23 protein-coding genes are annotated in these 19316 nt (G+C 59.4%); 11 read left to right on the forward strand and 12 right to left on the reverse strand.

Features of this window, described 5'->3' with window-relative positions:
• Positions 1 to 6: 6 nt before the first annotated feature.
• The 8 genes from ychF to QU606_RS13570 all read left to right on the forward strand — a co-directional run bounded on the left by ychF (position 7) and on the right by QU606_RS13570 (position 5760).
• Entirely contained in the window at positions 7 to 1107 is a 1101-nt protein-coding gene (ychF, locus tag QU606_RS13535; RefSeq protein WP_024073294.1) for a redox-regulated ATPase YchF, read from the forward strand.
• A gap of 364 nt (positions 1108 to 1471) precedes the next feature.
• Positions 1472 to 2395 (forward strand): sigma-54-dependent Fis family transcriptional regulator, encoded by a 924-nt coding sequence (locus tag QU606_RS13540; protein ID WP_024073293.1) that lies wholly within the window; start codon positions 1472 to 1474, stop codon positions 2393 to 2395.
• 464 nt (positions 2396 to 2859) lie between these two features.
• Complete coding sequence (locus QU606_RS13545) at positions 2860 to 3027, forward strand: hypothetical protein (RefSeq protein ID WP_024073292.1); 168 nt, start codon at positions 2860 to 2862, stop codon at positions 3025 to 3027.
• A gap of 88 nt (positions 3028 to 3115) precedes the next feature.
• Entirely contained in the window at positions 3116 to 3481 is a 366-nt protein-coding gene (locus QU606_RS13550) for a hypothetical protein (protein WP_024073291.1), read from the forward strand.
• A gap of 4 nt (positions 3482 to 3485) precedes the next feature.
• Positions 3486 to 4271 carry a type III secretion system inner membrane ring lipoprotein SctJ gene (gene sctJ, locus QU606_RS13555; RefSeq protein WP_024073290.1) on the forward strand — a complete coding sequence of 262 codons (786 nt, stop codon included), beginning with the start codon at positions 3486 to 3488 and terminating at the stop codon, positions 4269 to 4271.
• The gene (locus QU606_RS13560; protein ID WP_041160835.1) at positions 4264 to 4845 is read left to right on the forward strand and encodes a hypothetical protein; all 582 of its coding nucleotides are present in this window, start codon (positions 4264 to 4266) and stop codon (positions 4843 to 4845) included. The genes sctJ and QU606_RS13560 overlap by 8 nt, the downstream gene beginning before the upstream one ends.
• Positions 4823 to 5413, forward strand: coding sequence for a type III secretion system stator protein SctL (gene sctL, locus QU606_RS13565; RefSeq protein WP_069075219.1), 591 nt, complete (start codon positions 4823 to 4825; stop codon positions 5411 to 5413). Before QU606_RS13560 ends, sctL begins: the two co-directional genes overlap by 23 nt.
• Positions 5414 to 5523: 110 nt before the next feature.
• Positions 5524 to 5760: a hypothetical protein gene (locus QU606_RS13570; RefSeq protein ID WP_024073287.1), complete on the forward strand. Its 237-nt coding sequence runs from the start codon at positions 5524 to 5526 to the stop codon at positions 5758 to 5760.
• Here QU606_RS13570 and QU606_RS13575 read toward each other — a convergent pair.
• Positions 5744 to 5887, reverse strand: coding sequence for a hypothetical protein (locus QU606_RS13575; protein ID WP_024073286.1), 144 nt, complete (start codon positions 5885 to 5887; stop codon positions 5744 to 5746). The genes QU606_RS13570 and QU606_RS13575 overlap by 17 nt on opposite strands.
• A 282-nt stretch (positions 5888 to 6169) precedes the next feature.
• On the opposite strand from QU606_RS13575, the gene sctC reads away from it, so the two are divergent.
• Genes sctC through QU606_RS13590 form a run of 3 tightly spaced genes read left to right on the forward strand, consistent with a single transcriptional unit; the run spans position 6170 to position 8891 of the window.
• The gene (gene sctC / locus QU606_RS13580) at positions 6170 to 8323 is read left to right on the forward strand and encodes a type III secretion system outer membrane ring subunit SctC (RefSeq protein ID WP_024073284.1); all 2154 of its coding nucleotides are present in this window, start codon (positions 6170 to 6172) and stop codon (positions 8321 to 8323) included.
• Positions 8320 to 8523 (forward strand): HrpT family type III secretion system protein, encoded by a 204-nt coding sequence (gene hrpT / locus QU606_RS13585; RefSeq protein WP_024073283.1) that lies wholly within the window; start codon positions 8320 to 8322, stop codon positions 8521 to 8523. The genes sctC and hrpT overlap by 4 nt, the downstream gene beginning before the upstream one ends.
• A 5-nt stretch (positions 8524 to 8528) precedes the next feature.
• The gene (locus tag QU606_RS13590) at positions 8529 to 8891 is read left to right on the forward strand and encodes a transcriptional regulator (RefSeq protein WP_310168555.1); all 363 of its coding nucleotides are present in this window, start codon (positions 8529 to 8531) and stop codon (positions 8889 to 8891) included.
• A gap of 12 nt (positions 8892 to 8903) precedes the next feature.
• Here QU606_RS13590 and sctU read toward each other — a convergent pair whose 3' ends face one another.
• The 11 genes from sctU to sctW all read right to left on the reverse strand — a co-directional run bounded on the left by sctU (position 8904) and on the right by sctW (position 19084).
• The gene (sctU, locus tag QU606_RS13595) at positions 8904 to 10001 is read right to left on the reverse strand and encodes a type III secretion system export apparatus subunit SctU (RefSeq protein ID WP_024073281.1); all 1098 of its coding nucleotides are present in this window, start codon (positions 9999 to 10001) and stop codon (positions 8904 to 8906) included.
• Positions 9998 to 10786, reverse strand: coding sequence for a type III secretion system export apparatus subunit SctT (gene sctT / locus QU606_RS13600; RefSeq protein WP_069075222.1), 789 nt, complete (start codon positions 10784 to 10786; stop codon positions 9998 to 10000). Before sctT ends, sctU begins: the two co-directional genes overlap by 4 nt.
• Before the next feature lie 10 nt (positions 10787 to 10796).
• Complete coding sequence (gene sctS, locus QU606_RS13605) at positions 10797 to 11060, reverse strand: type III secretion system export apparatus subunit SctS (RefSeq protein WP_024073279.1); 264 nt, start codon at positions 11058 to 11060, stop codon at positions 10797 to 10799.
• Positions 11061 to 11067: 7 nt separating this feature from the next.
• On the reverse strand, positions 11068 to 11721 hold the full coding sequence (gene sctR, locus QU606_RS13610; RefSeq protein ID WP_024073278.1) for a type III secretion system export apparatus subunit SctR: 654 nt from the start codon (positions 11719 to 11721) through the stop codon (positions 11068 to 11070).
• Entirely contained in the window at positions 11718 to 12749 is a 1032-nt protein-coding gene (locus tag QU606_RS13615) for a FliM/FliN family flagellar motor switch protein (protein WP_304998433.1), read from the reverse strand. Before QU606_RS13615 ends, sctR begins: the two co-directional genes overlap by 4 nt.
• Positions 12746 to 13198, reverse strand: coding sequence for a type III secretion system HrpP C-terminal domain-containing protein (locus QU606_RS13620; protein ID WP_024073276.1), 453 nt, complete (start codon positions 13196 to 13198; stop codon positions 12746 to 12748). Before QU606_RS13620 ends, QU606_RS13615 begins: the two co-directional genes overlap by 4 nt.
• Positions 13195 to 13608, reverse strand: a complete 414-nt coding sequence (locus tag QU606_RS13625) for a YscO family type III secretion system apparatus protein (RefSeq protein ID WP_304998434.1) — start codon at positions 13606 to 13608, stop codon at positions 13195 to 13197. The genes QU606_RS13620 and QU606_RS13625 overlap by 4 nt, the downstream gene beginning before the upstream one ends.
• On the reverse strand, positions 13595 to 14956 hold the full coding sequence (locus QU606_RS13630; RefSeq protein ID WP_024073274.1) for a FliI/YscN family ATPase: 1362 nt from the start codon (positions 14954 to 14956) through the stop codon (positions 13595 to 13597). The genes QU606_RS13625 and QU606_RS13630 overlap by 14 nt, the downstream gene beginning before the upstream one ends.
• On the reverse strand, positions 14953 to 15858 hold the full coding sequence (locus QU606_RS13635) for an FHA domain-containing protein (protein WP_024073273.1): 906 nt from the start codon (positions 15856 to 15858) through the stop codon (positions 14953 to 14955). Before QU606_RS13635 ends, QU606_RS13630 begins: the two co-directional genes overlap by 4 nt.
• A gap of 62 nt (positions 15859 to 15920) precedes the next feature.
• Positions 15921 to 18014 (reverse strand): type III secretion system export apparatus subunit SctV, encoded by a 2094-nt coding sequence (sctV, locus tag QU606_RS13640; protein WP_024073272.1) that lies wholly within the window; start codon positions 18012 to 18014, stop codon positions 15921 to 15923.
• Complete coding sequence (gene sctW, locus QU606_RS13645; protein WP_304998435.1) at positions 18011 to 19084, reverse strand: type III secretion system gatekeeper subunit SctW; 1074 nt, start codon at positions 19082 to 19084, stop codon at positions 18011 to 18013. The genes sctV and sctW overlap by 4 nt, the downstream gene beginning before the upstream one ends.
• Between the last annotated feature and the right edge of the window lie 232 nt (positions 19085 to 19316).

Raw genomic sequence — 19316 nt, forward strand, 5'->3', positions numbered from 1 at the left:
AACACCATGGGATTCAATTGCGGCATCGTCGGCCTGCCCAACGTCGGCAAATCCACCTTGTTCAACGCTTTGACCAAGTCCGGTATTGCGGCGGAGAACTTCCCCTTCTGCACCATCGAACCCAACAGCGGTATCGTACCGATGCCCGATCCGCGCCTGGAAGCACTGGCGCTCATCGTCAATCCCAAGCGCATCCTGCCGACCACCATGGAATTCGTCGACATCGCCGGCCTGGTGGCCGGTGCGTCGAAAGGTGAAGGCCTGGGTAACAAGTTCCTGGCCAACATCCGTGAAACCGATGCCATCGCCCACGTGGTCCGCTGCTTTGAAGACGAGAACGTGATTCACGTCTCCAACAGCGTCGACCCGAAACGCGACATCGAGATCATCGACCTGGAACTGATCTTCGCCGACCTCGACAGCTGCGAGAAGCAATTGCAGAAAGTCGCGCGCAACGCCAAGGGTGGCGACAAGGACGCAGTGGTCCAGAAAGGCCTGCTGGAGCAGCTGATCGCACACTTCACCCTGGGCAAGCCGGCACGCAGCTTGATGAAGAGCATGGGCGCTGACGAGAAGGCCGTGGTCAAGGGCTTCCACCTGCTGACCACCAAGCCGGTGATGTACATCGCCAACGTCGCCGAAGATGGCTTCGAAAACAACCCGCTGCTCGACGTGGTCAAGGCCATTGCCGACGAAGAAGGCGCGATCGTGGTGCCGGTATGCAACAAGATCGAAGCGGAAATCGCCGAGCTCGATGACGGCGAAGAGAAGGACATGTTCCTCGAGGCCCTGGGCCTGGAAGAGCCTGGCCTCAACCGCGTGATCCGTGCCGGTTACGAAATGCTCAACCTGCAGACCTACTTCACTGCCGGTGTCGAAGAAGTCCGCGCCTGGACCGTCAAAGTGGGTGCTACCGCACCACAGGCTGCCGGCGTGATCCACACCGACTTCGAAAAGGGCTTTATCCGCGCCGAAGTGATTGCCTACAACGACTTCATCCAGTTCAAGGGGGAAGCCGGTGCCAAGGAAGCCGGTAAGTGGCGTTTGGAAGGTAAGGAATACATCGTTAAAGATGGCGATGTAATGCACTTCCGTTTCAACGTGTAAGCGTTACCGCTTCAATAAAAAGCCGATGCACTGCATCGGCTTTTTTGTGGGCGTTCTATTTGTCATCCCGGCCTTCCCCTGCATCTTTAACAAAGATATCGTCAGTGGCCAATTTCCAGCCCGCCCTCAAAAAAATGCATACTTTAAAACCATTCAAAGCATATTTAAGACTTTTCTTACACCACAATTCCCGCCGGCTCCAAATAGAATTCGCACATTAAAAATCTTCTACATCTCACATTCCAAAAAGGCTAACTCAGTTCGAAAACACGATGACAATGCAGCTGTTTTCCGGTTTACTTGCGAGCGCCCACCGCCAACTTAAACTTCAACAAAGCGACAACTGCATTGGAGCACTCGCACTATGTCGGCCCTCAATCAGTATGAACTTATGACTGATATACCTTTCACCGACTGCCCCATCATCGAAACCACCATCAACAATACCGCCCCTCTTAACATCGACATTTTGCTTCTTGGAGAAACCGGCACTGGCAAGGACACCCTGGCACAACGCATTCACTGTTTATCGCGGCGCAAGGGTAACTTCGTCGCGGTCAATTGTGCTGCCATCCCGGAAACCCTTGCCGAAAGCCAACTATTCGGGGTCAACAGCGGCGCCTATACCGGCGCATTGCAATCCCGCGCCGGCTTTGTAGAAGCCGCCCACTTGGGCACCTTGTATCTGGATGAGATCGATAGCATGCCACTCTCGTTACAGGCCAAGCTGTTACGGGTACTGGAATCTCGTGGCGTCGAGCGCCTTGGATCGACCCGATCCATCCAGGTCGATATGCGCGTCATTGCCTCGGCCCAGCACGCATTGCATGAAATGGTGGAGCAAGGCACCTTCAGACGTGACCTGTATTTCCGTCTGAATGTCGTCAACATCCACCTGCCCCCCCTGCGTGACAGGCGTGAACACATCATCCCCTTGTTCATGGACATGATCGAGCAGGAGGCCAACTACTTTAAGTGTTCCGCAACACCTCCGCCCCCCGCGTTGTTGCAACAGTTACTGTGCCACCCGTGGCTGGGCAACGTGCGTGAGTTGCGCTCGACCGCCAAGCGATTCGTATTGGGCCTGCCCCCGCTCTCCTCCTCGCTGGCCAATCGACAGAGCACGCCAATAAACCTGAAGGCAAGGTTGCAGCAAATTGAAAAAGCCTTGATAGAGGAATCGCTGCGCCGTCACGCACGCAGTGTCGATAACGTTGCAGCAGAACTCGGTGTTGCCAAACGCACGCTCTACTACCGGATGAAGCAACTCGAAATATCACTGGCGTAGGGTGCCTGGAACGAAGCAGAAGGCATTTCCCACATACGTGTGAGCCTCTAGAGCGACTTAACTCACACGCCAACAGGAAAACTTCATGTGCTTAACCCTGATCAACAACTTTATGAGTTTAATCACCAACATCAAACGCCCCCCGCAAAACGATGCCCCTCCTGACAATGCAAAGTGCTGCAACAAACCACCGGAGCGCCCTTGCTACGAAACAAACAATAACAAAAAGCATATTGAATATGAATCCATCAACATTGCAATAACACTTGATCGCCCATCGCGAAGCGCATGAACCCCGGTCTCACAAGAAATAATTAAAAACAAATAACTTATTTATATATCGGAACGTTCTTCTTGTCGCTGACCACCTAGCCAATGAGCAACTGCACTGTTGCTCAGAACACTAAAGACAACGAACAAGCGTTGTCCGCACTTCAATCCAGACAAATACGAAGGTAACTCTTATGTCCTCCTCAATACCTACCGGTGGAGTGAGCGCTGGCGCTCAAGCACAACTGGACCGAATCAACGCCGACAAAGAAAAGAAAGTTGTCGAAGAGGCTGCAAAAACCGCTGAGCAAGAACTGACTACAGCAAAAGCGGGCCGCGTAAAATCGTTGAGATTCGCCTAAGTAAGAACCGACCTCCTTTGCCCATCCGGCAGAGGAGGTCTCCACTGCCCAACAGATGCAACAATCGACGCGCTCGCTGGAGGTTCATATGTACACCAACAACGCAGGGGGCCCGGGAAACGGGAACACCATCACTCAGGCTGAAACGCCGGCTGCGCTCGACGGGACGTCCGACAGCAATTTTTTCACCGCGCAACTGAACCTCTCCGAGCGGCCAGGCAAAGGTACCGCGCCCACGGGTATGGGCCTCCCCTTGACCTTGGGGCCTGCTGAGTCTGCGACGTTATCGAAACGAGTGTCCAAGGGGTTTCGGGACATGAGCCTGAACAAGAAAACCAAGGACGCACATGAGTTCGCCCAGTCGCTTTCCGAATCGCACGTTAACGTGGTGGCAGGCGTCAAGGTACTCGGCGCAATCGTGAAAGGCGTCGATAAAGTCGCCAGCATGGGGTAGGTGTATGTCCCGCCGTCTAACCACTACGTTGTTTTTTTCATCGGTGTTGCTGCTAGCGGGCTGCGGTGAAAGCGTAGAGCTTCATCGCCAATTATCCGAGCAGGAAGCCAACGAAGTCATTGCGGAGTTGGCAGACAAACAGATCCGTGCCCAGAAAGTCCCGGCGAAAGACGGAGTCATCGTTCGTGTCAGGGCAAATGACATCAGCCGAGCGGTCCGCACGCTTGAAGCCGTTGGCCTGCCTAAAGTGACCCGCTCGACATTGGGGGATATCTTTCGCAAGGAAGGTGTCATCTCCACCCCGTTGGAAGAGCGCGCCCGCTACATCTATGCGCTGTCCCAGGAGCTGGAGGCGACCTTATCGAACATAGACGGTGTCATCGTTGCGCGCGTCCATGTAGTGCTGCCGGAGCGGGTGGCGCCCGGCGAACCGGTGCAACCGGCATCCGCCTCCGTTTTCATCAAGCATGACCCTCGGCTGGACCCCGACAATATTCGCCCCAGGGTACGCAGGATGGTGGCCAGCAGCATCCCCGGCATGACGTCGGCCATCGACAATACGCAAAAACTGACCGTCGTTTTCGTACCGGCGGCAGCCTATCAGGAGCAGCAACAGCTGACCTATCTCGGCCCCTTCCTGGTGCCGGAACAAGACCTCGGGTTCTGGCGTACCAGCGTTACCGCCCCTCTTGTCGCCCTGGTACTGGCAGGCGCTGGATGGGTGATCTGGCGGCGCAGGACAATGCATGCTCCCACCTCAAAACCGGCAATCGATCACGCCCATGAGTGAGGATCTGGCCTGGGTACGATGGTGGGCCTCGCCTTGGAAACATGCCCACCCGGATTGGCGTACTCATACGGGCGTTGAACAAACAGAGGCGCTTTCACGCAGTCATCACGGCAGGATGAGCCTCCTGTTCGACATCGAACCCGAGCTCCCCCCTGCCCCTTCGCCCGCCTTGCTGCAACTGGTCCTCGCCAGCGCCCCCCAACGAGACCTCGTCTTGGTGTTGGTCAATGAGGTCTACAACGCGCCCAACGACAGCCGCTTGAACCAGGAACAACTTCTCTGGTGCCAGCGCCTGGCCAAGGCACTGGCACCCGACCCGACACAGATGAACATCGACGACCCTTTGCACTACCTGCGCGCATGGGTGGCCCCCGCCATCTGGCGACGATTGCGCTTGAGCTTTGCCCCCCCACGGGTACTTGAAGTCGAGCGGCAGCCCAAGCTGATGGATAGTCAAGGCCGGTTGGACACCCTGTGGCAAGCCGCTCTCTGGCGCGCCACCTCTGCTCCCTTCGATGATGCCCCGCACGCCCCACGCGAGAACTCCCGCCATGTTTTGCGCCCACACGATTGAGCTGCACACCCTCACGCCCAACCTGCCCACGGCGCTGATTCCCAGAGAAATGCTGGCTGACTATGCGCAGGCCCGTCAATTGATCGAACAGGCAGAAGCCCACGCACAGGCACTCACCTGCCAAGCACAGGCAGAGTGCGAAAAAATACTGGAAAGCGCTGGGCATGAGTTCTGGCAGCGCGCCAACGCCCAACTGCATCGTTGGGAATCGGAACGCCAGGCGATGTACGAAAAGCTGGAGCAGGTCGCGACGTCAGTCATAAACACAGCGATCCGAAGTTTCCTGGAAGAAACCCTACCCGCTCAACGCCTCACCGCGCTGCTCAACAAGCTGCTGGATGCCCAGTTGCCGCCGATCAAGGCAAGCTTGCTGTGCAATCCACTGGACCGCGAGCCGGTCGAACAGTGGCTCAGCCGCCATTGCGGTGTGCCTTGGACGCTTCGAGTCGAAAGCACGCTCGCCGCCCAATCGCTGGTCCTGGAAACAGAAGACGGTGGGTTTCACATCAATTGGACCGATACCCTGGACAACCTGGTGACGCCCTCCACCAAGGCCAATATCAAGTAACGATACGACTTGGCGAGCGCGGGTTGTTTTTTAAAACAAATAAATCGGTGGATGGAACTTGTCACAAATCGGCTGCCACTCAGGGGTAGCCCCAACGAGGAGAAACCCCGATGACGTTTGATGACCGTTTACTCATAAGGCACTACCGGCAGCAGGCCCAGGCCGAAAAGCAGCTCAGTCAAATCAGCGCCGATGTTGATAACAGCGAAGGCGGTGAAGAGGCTCAACGGCTTTTTGAACAGATGATCGAGGTGAAGTCGAACCTGGTGTCCAGTTTTGCCACAAGCTCAAGCTATCTCAGCTACAAACACGACACGATAAAAGCCGTCATCAATGGTATCCAGTAGTTGCCAGCAAAAACTGGCTGACTGTTTGGCTGGCCGCGAACAGCATGTGCTGCTGTTTGAACAGGACGATGAAGTCAGCGTGCAATGCTCTGAACACCGCGTACTTCTGGGCGTTCAACTGACGCATTCACGCCTCGAACATTACTCGTTGCAGTCTTGGCATCGTCTCGGTCAGTCCAGTCTCGCGCATTTCCAGGGCGCCCTGGCCCTGGCTCCCGCAACCGGCCACCTCTGGCTGCTGCAAGGCCTGCCTCGGGATTGCAGTCAGGAGCACCTGTTGAAATCCCTTGAAGCGCTTTTCAACCAACGCGACACCTGGCGCAGCGTAGTCGCGCGCCTGGCAAGGCCTGGCCCCCCGTCCAGGTCCCTTTCGCTACGTAAGTTGCCGTACTGAAACCGAGAACCTGCCATGCCTAACAAGATCCACAAGCACCCCCGCTTGCGCTCATGCTCGCCCGTTGCAGCCGTAAAACCCACTCAGTGGCGTTGCCTGCTGGCCCTGCCCTTCTTGCTGGCGCCGCTGCACAGCAGCCTTGCCGCCATCCCCCCAGAGTGGAAAAACACCGCCTACGCCTACGAGGCCGAGCACAAACCCTTGCGCGAAGTACTCGATGATTTCGCCCAGACGTTTGGCACGCAATTGCAGATCGAAGGCCTGCTGGAAGGCAACGTCAACGGCAAGATTCGCGCGAATACCCCGCAGTCACTGCTCGACCGCCTGGGGACTGAACACCGCTTCCAGTGGTACTTGTACAACAACACCCTCTACATCAGCACCCTGGACCAGCAGGAGTCCGCGCGCCTGGAAGTGTCGAGCGAAACCGTAGCCGACCTGAAGCAGGCACTCACCGATATCGGCCTTCTCGATAGCCGTTTCGGCTGGGGCGAATTGCCCGAGGACGGCGTGGTGCTGGTGTCCGGCCCCAAGCGCTACATAGAACAGATCAAACAATTCAGCAGCCAGCGCCGTTCTACCGACGAAAAACAGAGCGTGCTGACCTACCCGCTGAAATTCGCCAATGCGGCAGACCGCCAGATCGATTATCGCGGCGAGAAAATGCTCATCCCCGGTATCGCCAGCATGCTGCAGGGTTTGCTTGAACCTCGCTCTCCCTCAGCTGCCGCGCAGGTTACCCAGCGCCCCTCAGCCGCGTCAGGCGCCCCTGTAATATCGCCCCTGGCCCAGGGCTTTCCCCGGCTCGGCAACCCTCTATTGGGCCAGATGCTCACCCCGCCGACGAGCCAGGCGACCGCCGACCCGGGCATGTCCCTGACCCCGCGCGCACGGGTCTCGCCCGGGCGAATTCGCGTCGAAGCCGATGTGCGCAACAACGCCGTGATGATCTACGACTTGCCGGAACGCCACGCGATGTACCGCGACCTGATCACCCAGTTGGACGTCGCGCGCAAGTTGGTGGAAATCGACGCGATCATCCTCGACATCGAACGCACGCAGATGCGTGAGCTCGGCGTGAACTGGGGGTTTCGCAATGGCAATTTCCAGGGCGGCGTGAACAACATCGCCCCAGGCACCTCGTCGCAATTGGCGATCAATAACCGGGATGGATTCTTTGCCGCTGTCAGGGCGCTGGAGCGGCGTGGCCTGGCGACCCTGGTGTCGAACCCATCCGTATTGACCCTGGAAAACCAACCGGCAGTGATCGACTTCAACCGCACGCAGTACCTCACGGCCGGCTCCGAAGTGGCAACCATCCTGCCGATCACCGTGGGAACCAGCTTCCAGGTGGTCCCACGGGTGATCACTTCGCGTGGCAGCCATCAGATCCACTTGGCGGTCGATATCGAAGACGGCAATTTCGACGAATCCAACCCCAACCGCATCGGGCCCGATGTGCGCAAGGGCGCGGTCAGCACCCAAGCGGTCATGGCCGAAAAACGTTCGCTGGTGGTGGGCGGCTTCCACGTCACCGATAACACTGACCAGCTCAACAAGATTCCCCTGCTGGGTGATATCCCGTTGCTGGGCAAGGCGCTGTTTTCGTCCACTGAACGCAAAAACAATCGACGCGAGCGCCTGTTCATCATCACGCCCAGGGTCATTGGCGACCAGGCCGACCCTTCGCGCTACTTGCCCCAGGCCGATCAGTTGGAACTGCAAACAGCCCTCAAACCACTGGCACGGCGCATGACGCCCCACGCACCGGAAATCAAGCGCAACGACTTGATCCATGCCATGGCCACACTCGTCACCGGGCAAGTCCCCAAAGCCTTCAAGGCGACCCCGATGCCACTGGGCCTGGATACCTTGTGCACCACCCGCGACCTGCTCGCACTCAATACCGAACGCAGCCAATGGTATGTCGGCCCGCAATTCAACGTCGCCGTCGTGGTACTGCGCAACCAGTACGACCGCCATGTGCGCATCGATGAGAAAGAGTGCAGCAATTCGCAGACCCTGGCAGTGACCGCCTGGCCGCGTGCCTGGCTCAAACCGGGTGAAGAAGCGGAAGTGTTCATCGCCATGCGCCCTGTGGTGAAAGACGAACACATTGGCGTTTCTCGTCCCTCGTTGATCGCACCTAACGGAAAGAAACCAGAATGACTCGCCTACTCTCCAGCTTTACATTGATCAGCCTGGTGCTGTTTGTCGCCGGTTGCACCCCCACCTGCCGGGGTGACTCGTGCTCACGTCCACAATCGAGCGCCGACAAGATGGTGATCTGGTGGCCGGAACACATGCGTGTGCAACCCGGCCCCTCCGGGGAACGTTCGGATCACCAGACGGTTTCGCTGGAACGATGACCCCTATGGAAATACCCACAGACGCCGAACATCGTCGGGTACTCCTCAATGACCTGGTGAGTGGCGCTGCCACTCACCTGCACCTGTCAAAAGGCATCCACCTGTGTGCGCTGAAAGCCGGGGAACAGCTCGGCCTGGCCCTGCAAATTGCACCGCGTGTCTTACAGGCCGGCCAGTTCCAGCGTGTGCTGGAACGCCGCTTCGAACAGGCCTTGGCGTTCGATGGCTGCTTTGTCTTTTCGAATGCCGGGGGAGCCCTGATTCTCTGGCACCCGGTGGTATCTACCGATATTCCCCTGGATCAAATCCTCAGCCGCCTGCTCTCGCTCGCAGAACTTGAAGCCCTGGATCGACACTGCAATCGTTGAACACACGATGGCTCAACGCTGGTCCAGTTCGGGCAACTCCAGGGTCTCTCGCTTGGCCTCATCGTCCAGTTCACGCAAAGTACGGTAGATCAAAGCAACGGCCTGCAGCGTCTCACGGGGAATGTTGCCTCCCAACTTCTGCTTGTAGAGCGTGCGCGCCAACCAGACACACTGAATCACGGGTATGCCCGCCGACTTGCATCGGTCGATCAGTTTGCGGGCCTGGGCGTCCGTACCTTTTTCCACAAGCTGCGGCAGCGGCGTCTTGCCAGGGCGATAGTACAAAGCGACCGCAAAATGCGTCGGGTTGACCACCAGCATGTCGGACTCTTCCAGCTTGGGCAGCTTGACCTTGGGCTCCTCATTCGCCAACTCGTAGGCCAACTGACGGCGCTGGCCCTTGACGTGAGGGTCGCCCTCCATATCCTTGTACTCCTTGACCACTTCCACCTGGGTCATCCGCATGCGCTTGGCAAAAAAGTACTTCTGCAACGCCAGGTCAACGATTGCCAGCACCAGCAGCAAGCCCAGGCACATGTGCAGCAAGTGTCGAAACAGCGTCATCAGCGCCAAGACATAACTTTGCAGGTCGCCACTGGCCAGGCTCACCAACGCGCTCAACGACGGGCCAATGACCACGTACAGAATCAGCGTCAGCAGCACGGCCTTGGCCAACCCCATCAACAGGTTCATCACCGACTGGCCGGAAAACATCTGCTTGGCCTGGTTAAGGGGGTTGAGCCGATTGAAATCTGGTTTCAAGGTTTCCGGGGCGAAGAGGAAACCGAACTGCATCCAGCTGCTGATCAATTTGACCGCGATGGCCACCCCCACCATCAGCAGGGCAAAAGAGAAAAACACCAGCAAGCCTTCGAACAGGACCTCTTCCAGTGCGCGCACGAAAGGTTGTCCCATGCGCGCCATGGGCAACACCAGCAGTTGCTGAAAACGCTGCATACTGGTTTCGGCGGTGAACAGTGCAATTTCACTCAAGGCCGTCAGTACCAGAAGCTTGGCCACGTCCTGGCTTTGAGCAACCTGGCCTTTCTTACGCTGGTCACGCAGCTTCTTGGGAGTCGCGGCGTGTTTTTTCTCCCCAGAGTCACTCACGGCTGCGCCCCCTGGAACATCAAGCCCAGAGAATGCTTAAGGTCGCCCAACAGACTCATCCTGCCCATGATCAAGTCTTGCAGAAGAGGCAAATACAAGAGCAGGAACGCCAGCCCAGCCAGGCATTTGACGGGCATCGCCAGCGATGACACTTGCAATTGCGGGCTGTATAAACTGAGCAACGCTACCCCGAATTCCAGCAGCAACAGCACCGCGATAAAGGGCGCGGCGTACAGCATCATATGCATGAAGGTATCGCCCAGCAGCCCCAGGAACTCGCCAAAGCCATTGACCGCCGGCACCGGCCACCATGCGGTGGGAGGCCAGATCAGGTAACTGTCCCAAATGACCTGGGTCAGGACGCCAAGCCCAAGGGTTACCATCAGCAGGAAGATCGCCAGTTGCTTGAACATGTGACCGATGGGCGTTGCGTCCGGCCCCAGCGAAGGATTGATCTGGCCACCGGTCAAGGCCCCGCGCTGGTTGTCCAGTAACGCGCCGACCGACTCGAACAACCAGAACGGCATCGAAAGCAACACACCGAGCAACAAGCCCAGCACCGCTTCCTTCAGCACCAGAGCGCCGATCATCAACAGCGAATAATCCGCACCCGCCAACGCAGCATGAATCCCAGGGGCCGGCATCAACGCCACAACCATCACAATGACATGTCGCGGCATGCCACGAATGTGCTGAAAGCAAAACGCCGGTACGAGAATCGCGCAGGGATAGATACGCGCCATGGCGATCACCAGGCTGGGCAAGTAATCAAGATAAAGCAGCACAGGTGTTACCTCAGTTCAGCGCCGAGCGGGCAACCATGTCGAAGGTCAGGTTGATCAGTTGGATCAACTCCAGGCCAATCCAACGTCCCGTCAACACCAGGGTGATGCCGACCGCTACCAGCTTGATGCCGAAAGGCAGCGTCTGATCCTGTATCTGCATCAGGGCCTGTATCAGGGACGTCAGCACACCGACAATCACCGCGACGATCAGCGGCGGCGCCGACAGCACCACCACCAGCAGCATGCCCTGCTTGAACAGCATGATCGGGTCCATAAGCGCCTCAGAGGTAGGACAGGAACAGGCTGTCGAGTAACCGCGACCAACCTGAAACCAGCACGAACAGCAGCAGCTTGAGCGGCAGCGAAATGGTCATCGGCGAAACCATTTGCATGCCCAACGCCAGCAGCAGGTTGGAGACGATCAGGTCGATGACGATAAACGGGATATAGATCAGAAACCCGATCTCGAACCCCGCCTGCAATTGCGACAGTACGTAGGCCGGCACCAGCAGGATCAGGTCGTCACGACGTGCGGCCTGGGCCATTTCCGCGGGCCACATGCGCGCGGTGTTTTCGACCAAATGCGTCAGGATGTCCGCGTCAGTGTTGCGCATCATAAAAGCCCTCAAGGGCTGTATCGCGTTGACACTGGTCTGCTCAAACGCGTGCACGCTGCTCAGGTCCACCGGCGTTACCTTGACGGCCTCGGCGATTTCATAACCCACCGGCGCCATGATGAACATCGTCGCCGCCAGCGCGATACCGTTGATGGCCATGCTGGGCGGCACTTGCTGCACGCCAATCGCGTTGCGCGTGATCATCAGCACAATCACGATCTTCAGGAACGCGGTGCACACGATCAACAACATCGGCATCAATGACAGGGCCCCCAGGAACAGCGCGAGCAGAAGCGGGTCGATCCCCTGGAAGTTCATCGGGAAAAAATCACACGGGACAATTGCAGGCCCAAGCGACCATCCACATCCACCAGTTGCCCATGCCCTATAGGCCGGTCGCCGTAATACAGCCCCGCCATGCCCGGCGCGTACCCCGAGACGCCGAGCACGGCACCAGGCGCGAGTTGGTGCAACTCACCCAAGGTCAGCTGCAACGTGCCACAGCGCACGCTCAAACCCATCGCCAGTTCGTCAAATGGCTCACGCCCGAATATATCCACAGGCGCTTGATCGGTGGCTGGCGACGGATCGGCCCACTCGTAGCCCTGGTTCTGGTCTGCTGAAACCTCATCCACACATATTTCCTCGATAGAAAAAAAAGTAAAGCGCAAGACCCCGGTGTCATGGTCCAGCCGCCCTTGCAAGCCCTGGCGGCCCACGCGCAAACGCCCGTCACCGTTGGCGTTGAACATCGGGTTTTTCAACATCAGTACGTCACCGGGGCGTACGCTGCTCACCTGGCTGATAGGCAGTTGCGAATGCCCCAGCAGCACCGACACCGAGAGCGTCAGCGAATGAGGTAACGACGGGGCAAGCGATTGCCAGGGGCCGGCATCGCACAGTGCGAGGAAGGTATCCGGCGCGAGTGAGAGGCGGTCCACCACTCGGGATTCGCCCAACCTCACCGTCAGGCGACAACTGAAATCGTGTGGCTGCACGCTTTCCTGCAAGCGCAGATACCCCAGTAACGACTGCACTTGAGGGCTGAGTTGATGTTGAAACAACGCCCAGAACCACGCATCAGGGTCATTGCCGTGCTCAGCCAATGTCACCGGGCAGTCACCGAGCAAGCTGAGGACCGGGCCAGGATCACCGAACGCCAGCGCCCCACAGGCGGTATCGAAAACAAAAGAGCCGTTCGCGCGGGGCATATGGCCCGGCTCCAGCAACAGCTCGCCATGCTGGCCCGCCACCTGATACGACAGCCGCAACCCCCGTCCCAGCCGTCGCAAGGCGGCAACGATGGCGCCGTCGACCACAGGCAGCGTCAAAGGCGAAATCATCATAGGCAGCCTGACAGGGTCACCGACACCTGCACTGGCCGCCTCAACTCAGCGCTCAAGCGGTCCTCGCATCGCTGGCGCATATCCCCCAGCCACGACCGCGTGCGCTCTTCCTCCGGGTCCAGTTCAATCTGCAGCGCCCCCATCTCTCGCCGTACGTTGACGTCGATGCGGCCCAGCCGCGGCAAATAGAACACTGCCTGCAAAGGCCACTGAGACGCCGCATTGAGGCGCGGTACCAATTGCTCGGCGAACGCCTCGACCATCGCCGTATCGGCAGATGCCTGCGTGGCGTGCAACGAACTACCGAACCCCTCCCCGCCGCCTTCGCCAGCGCACAGGTTCGCAAAGAGCCGGCCCTGCTCCCACAGGAATACGAGACCTGGCGTCGCCTCACGCTCGTCACGCAATGGGCGGGGGCGTTCAGGCTTGCCTGCCGGGACCTGCGTCATAGCACCTCCTGTGTCAACAAAGCAGAAAGCTCCTGGAGTTTTTCGACCTGGCGCAAGCACTGGTTGACCTGCTTTTGTGCGCGTTCCACTTCAATCACATGCGTCTCCTTCTGCCCATGCAGCCCCTGCAAACGATCCTCTTCACGGCGGGTGTCGGCGGACAGGGTGTGTTCTTTGGCCGTCCAGGATTTGAGCATGCACACCGACACCACCTGCCCCTGGTGCTCGCTCAGTAATTGCGCGCTTTGCCTGGCCTCCTGCTGTCGTGTCTGCTCCAGCGCGTCCTCGGCCTGCTCGATGTGCGCCTGCAGGGCGCGCTGGTGCCGCTTCGCTTCACGCAACGCGCGCTCGGCGCGATCGGCGCGATGCCTGCGTAGGCGGCGCAGGGTCTCCAGTTCAGAAAGGGACATACGCCGTCAGCTCCGAAAGTTGTTGGAGGGTGGACGCCAGTGGCGAAGGCTCGCGCAAATCCTGGCGCAGGAAACCATCGACTGCCTGCCGACTGTCTACCGCCATGTCCGTGAGGGCATCGTTGCCAGCCTGGTATTCCCCCAGCTTGAGCATCAGTTCAATCTGCTGGTACGCCGACAGCAGGCGCCGCAGCGCGGTACCGGCTTGTATGTGCGAAGGCTCGGCCACATTGCTCAGAATCCGCGACAGGCTGGCCAGCACATCCACCGCAGGGTAGTGCCCGCGTTCGGCAAGCTTGCGCGACAGTACGATGTGCCCGTCGAGCAGCGAGCGCACTTCATCGGCCACCGGGTCGCTCATGGAGTCCTGTTCGATCAGCACGGTGTAGATCGCCGTGATCACGCCTTCGCGAGTCAAGCCAGCGCGCTCCACCAAACGCGGCAACAAGCTGTAGACCGACGGCGGCAAACCTCCGCGCCCCAACGGCTCACCCGCAGCCAGACCGATTTCACGCTGAGCCCGGGCAAAACGGGTCAGGGAGTCGATCAGCAGCAATACCCGCTGGCCTTTGCGGCGAAACCCTTCGGCCAGCGCCGTGGCGGTAAAGGCGGCACGCGCCCGCTCCATACTTGAGCGATCGGACGTTGCGCATACCAGTACCGCCTTGGCCCGCAATTGGTCGTCGAGTTCATGGTCAAGAAACTCGCGCAGCTCCCTGCCCCGTTCACCAATCAGGCCGAACACAATCACATCGCACTCGACATTCCGGGCAATCTCGGCGAGCAAGGTGGTCTTGCCGCAACCAGCACCGGCGAACAGCCCCACGCGCTGGCCTTCTCCCAGTGTCAGCAAGCCGTCGATCGAGCGCACGCCCGTCGCCAGCGCCTGATGAATACGCGGGCGCTCAGTGGGCAGCGGCGCTTCGCACAGCACCGTGGTCGCGTCCTTGGTGTCGGCATCATCGACAAACGCTCCCGGCCCCTCGCCCGCTATCGGCCGACCGAAACCATCGAGTACCTGCCCCAGTAGTTCATGGCCGACCCGCACACGATGCGGCACGCCCAGGCGCTGCACGCTGGCGCCCACTTGCACGCCTTCGAGGTTGCCCAGGGCACTGAGTACCGCATCCTGGTGATCAAAGCCGATGATTTCGGCGAGCATGCTGTCATCACCGTATTTATCCACTTTGCACAGGTCGCCGATGCGCGCCTGAGGCAGCCGGCATTGCAACAGCATGCCGTTGACGCGCTGGATACGTCCGCGCACCGCCACCGGCGCAAAGCTGGCCAGATGACTGACCTGGCGTGCCTGCCACGCGTCAAGGCGGTCCTGCAGGTCCTGGCTCACCAGCGCACCTCATAGCGACGCAGGCCATCGAACACCACCTTGGCATTATCAATGGAGACCAGGCGCAACCCGTCCACTTCATCCCCAAGGAACAACCTGCGTCCGCCCTCCAGTACGACATGACCGTTCGGGCCACCGACAATCTGGGTAATCTTGAACGGCGGCTGGCTATTGCCTTCTCTCACCCGGCTGATGACCGGCACGGGGGTGTCGAAACGCTCGGCAAAACGGCCGAGCATGCGCGACAGCAGCGCCATTTCTTCCGATGACACGTCACCGTTGAGTGAGATCTGCCCATTGATCACTTGCATGCTGACCCGTTGCGCCAACTCGCGCTCGCTCAGCATCTTGAGCAACTGCTGGCGCACTTCAGCGACGGTGGCCAGATCAATTTTCTGCACGGGCGCAGGCATCAGTGAAGCCTGGACATCCTGATCGCCGGCGTTCATCACGCCCACCGCAGCAACCAGCACCGCGAATACCACCAGCCCACTGATCACGCGTTTTTGTGCAGGCCCGCGCAGGGTGCTCAGGCGCAGCTCCGGCGGCGCCTCAGCGGGCACCTCAAACATCTCGACACTGGGTTCAGGCGCAGGCTCCGCAGGCCACGGCTGATCGGTGAGCGACACACACAACCGAATGGCGCCGATGGAAAACGGCCGGTCCAGGGCCAGGTCAACAATTTGCGCCAACACCTGCCCCTGGTCGTCGTGCAGCAACCCTTCTTCTGCCTGCACGCACCAGCGCTGCTCCACCTGGCGCAGCCAGGCATGGCGCGTGGCAATACCCGGGTCGTAAAGCGCCAGATCGGCCTCCGCATTGGAGCCGATGCACCACTGCTCGCCAAATAACGGCAACGCGGCTCCTTGGTGCAAGCCGTTCAGTACGCGCAACTCAAACATGGTCAGGCCCTCGAAACCGCTGAAAATGGCCAGTCATCACCGCGCACACTCATGCCACTGCCTCATGCCACCGCCTCATGCAGTTGACCATCGCCGGCGAGATCGAAACGCCCCAGCACCTTGACCTTCGAGGCACTCCCCAACTCGGCGAAAGACAGCACCGGCACATGATTGAACTCCTCCAACAACAGGGTCCGCAGAGGGCTGCGCAGGTCCTGCGCGACCAGCAGCACGCGCTTGCGCTTGAAGCGCATGGGGAAGGCTTGCTTGAGCAGGCTGATCAGCACCGCGCTGCTGTCATTGTCGAGGGCAAAAAACACCCCGGTCTGGGTCTGACGCAGCGCCTCACGCAGGATGTTCTCGGTCTGGGGCGACAGCAGCCAGGCATGCAGGCCGTCGGCTTCGCTGTACTGATGGAATATCTGCGACTTGAGGGCAATGCGCGCATAGTCGGCCAGGGCATCCGGCTCGCGCTCATGCTGGCCGTACTCGACCAGCGACTCGACAATCAAACGCACAGCCCGCAGCGGTACGCCTTCACTGGCAAGACGCTGCAACACCGCCGAAAAGCGCGACAACGGCATGATGCGTTGCAACTCCTGCACCAGTTCCGGCTGGCTTATTTCCAGCCAACTAAGGACCGACTTGCTCTCCTGTACCCCAAGAAACTGGGGCCCGCTGAGCATCATCGCGCGCTCCATGCGTTCCAGGATCAAGTTCTGCGCGGTGACCCGCTCCAGATGCTCATCGGTGAGCAGCGGATGATCCATTGCCAGCCACACCCACTCCTCTTCTTCCCGTGCTACCTGCCCGCGTACACCGTCATGCGGCACCTCGCTGAGCGCGGCATATTCCACCGCCAGCCACGGCCCCAGAGTGGCCCTGAGCACAGGCACCTCATGTACGCAAAAGCGCAGCTCATCCTCAGCCAGCACCGTAGAAAACTCGATTTCAAAGGGGGGTAGGGTCAAGCCCAGGTTGGCGACAAGCCCATTGCGGGTCTGGCGAATGCTTTGCATCAACTCCACTGCCAGGCGGCTACCGTTGAGCGCAGCGGGGAACTGCAGCAGGTAGGGCCGCGACGGGTCAAACGAACGCAGGTCCTCCTCACCGTTTTGCTCCGGGGCGATGGCGTCGCCATCCGAGCCCTCTTGCTGCTCCTGTTTTTTACGCTCGTACGCCAGATAGTAGCCAATCGACCCAGTCATCAAAGAGATGATGATGAACGTCACCGTCGGCATCCCCGGCAATGCGGCAAATGCCAACATGCCCACCGACGCGATCATCCAGCTCTTGGGTTCGCTGGTCATCTGCCGGGCGATTTCGGCGCCCATGTTGGTCACGCCCCGGCGTCCGTCCGGGGCGACACGGGTGATGATCATGCCGGCAGTCAAGGAGATCAGCAGCGCGGGGATCTGCGCGATCAGGCCGTCGCCGATGGTCAGCACCGAATACAACGCCATGGAATCGGCGGCGCTCATGCCGTGCTGGAACATCCCGGTGGAAAAGCCGCCCAGCAGGTTGATCACCACGATCACCAGGCCGGCAATCGCATCGCCTTTGACGAACTTCATTGCCCCGTCCATGGCGCCGAACAACTGGCTTTCACGGGACAGCTGCTCACGTTTGTCACGGGCCTGCGCGCCATCGATCAGGCCAGCGCGCAGGTCACTGTCGATGGACATTTGCTTACCGGGCATCGCGTCCAGGCTGAAGCGCGCGGCCACCTCGGCCACCCGTTCCGAGCCCTTGGTGATCACCAGGAAGTTGACGATGGTGAGGATCATGAAGATCACCAGCCCCACCGCCAGGTTGCCGCCGACCACGAAATTGCCGAAGGCCTCCACGATGTCGCCCGCGTCCTGCTCCAGCAGGATCAGGCGTGTGGTGGCGATCGACAGCGCCAGGCGAAACATGGTGGTCAGGAGCAGAATCGACGGAAACGAGGAAAACGCCAACGGCCCGGGCAGGTACAACGCCAGCACGATCAACAGGCAGGAAATACAGATGTTCAGCGCGATCAGGATATCCACCAGCCAGGTGGGCAACGGCACGATAAAAATGAACACGATGGCCATCACCACCACGGCGCCCAACACTTCGGCACGTTGTGCGACCTTCAGCAGCACCCGGTTGATAGACGCCAGCGCCGTCACGCCTTGGCCCTCGCGTCATCGCCAAGTCGCGGCGGCAGTTGTTCCAGACGGGTAAGCTCATCCATCACCAGCAAAAAGTTATGCAGGCCTTCCTGGCGCCCACGGCTATCGCGCCACAGGACTGATGGCAACCCCTTGAGCATCGGGTAGAGCGCGTTCAGCGAGGCCAACTTGCCGCTCGACGCCTCCCCCACCAATGCCTCCGCCAGGCGCTGGACTTCAGAGGCGGCGATACCATTTGCGGCATACCCCAACAGGCGCTGCAGCAGCACCACGGCGTCATGTTCGACCTTCAGGCGCAGGATCAACGACTGGCAGTTGCACAACACCCCGCTCAATTGACCACAGCTCTGCAGCCCCTGCAGCAGCGTGCGCAACTGCGCCGTCGGAACCGACGAAGTGCAGGCCGCGATATCGTCCGCCAGAGCGCGACGCATCACCTTGAGCCCGGTCGCGAACTGCTCGCCGCCGTACACGCCCAGCAGGGACTGCATCATGCTCGCCAGGGATTGGCGCACCACCACGCTGGCGTAGTACAACGCGCGCACCGCCTGACGTTCCTGGGGGTCATCACTGGCCGCCTGCAAGGCCATGGCGATGTTCAGGCCGGCCTGGATCTCTCGCTTGTAGCGCATCTCCAGCCTGGCCAGGGCATCACGTGCCAATGCCGCTTCGGTCTTGCGCACCTCGGCTTCCGCCTGGGCCGTTATCTGCTGGAGTACCACGTAGGTACGCGCCGGATCGTTGCCGGTGAGTTCCAGCAGCTTGCCGACACTGGGTTGCTGCAGCAATTGCAGCCTGACACGTCGAGAAACCGAGGCCAGGGTAGCCTGGGCCGGATGCCCCAACTGGTCATAAAGCTGGGACAGTTGCTCCATCGGGGTGACTCGAACGCCCATTGAACGCTGACTCAGGGCCTTGCTGTTAGACACCACTTCCTGACTGAAGAGGTTGGCGAGAGCATCGACATCTGATGACACGGCAGGCGTTTGGGGGCGGGTGTCGCTAGCAGGGGCGGATTGATCCAGGCCTTGGAGCTTCTGCACATCAGGGAGGGATTCGACTTTCATGGGCGTGCCAGGACAGGAAGTGTGTGCTTGTGTGGCAAACAATCCCGTTACGGTTCCATTGAAACCCCTCTTGACCCGCTTTTTGAAAAGACCGGCACGGACTCAAGCGCCTTTTTGCAAAGCCTTGCGCAAAGCAGGCTGATTTCAGAATATTTATTTATATAAATCAATTAGTTATGTGTTTTTTCCGCTTGGCACAGGCAGTGCTAAAGGGCTTTCCGTCGAAACCATT

Source organism: Pseudomonas sp. OVF7 (assembly GCF_030644265.1).
Taxonomy (GTDB): Bacteria; Pseudomonadota; Gammaproteobacteria; order Pseudomonadales; family Pseudomonadaceae; genus Aquipseudomonas; species Aquipseudomonas gorinensis.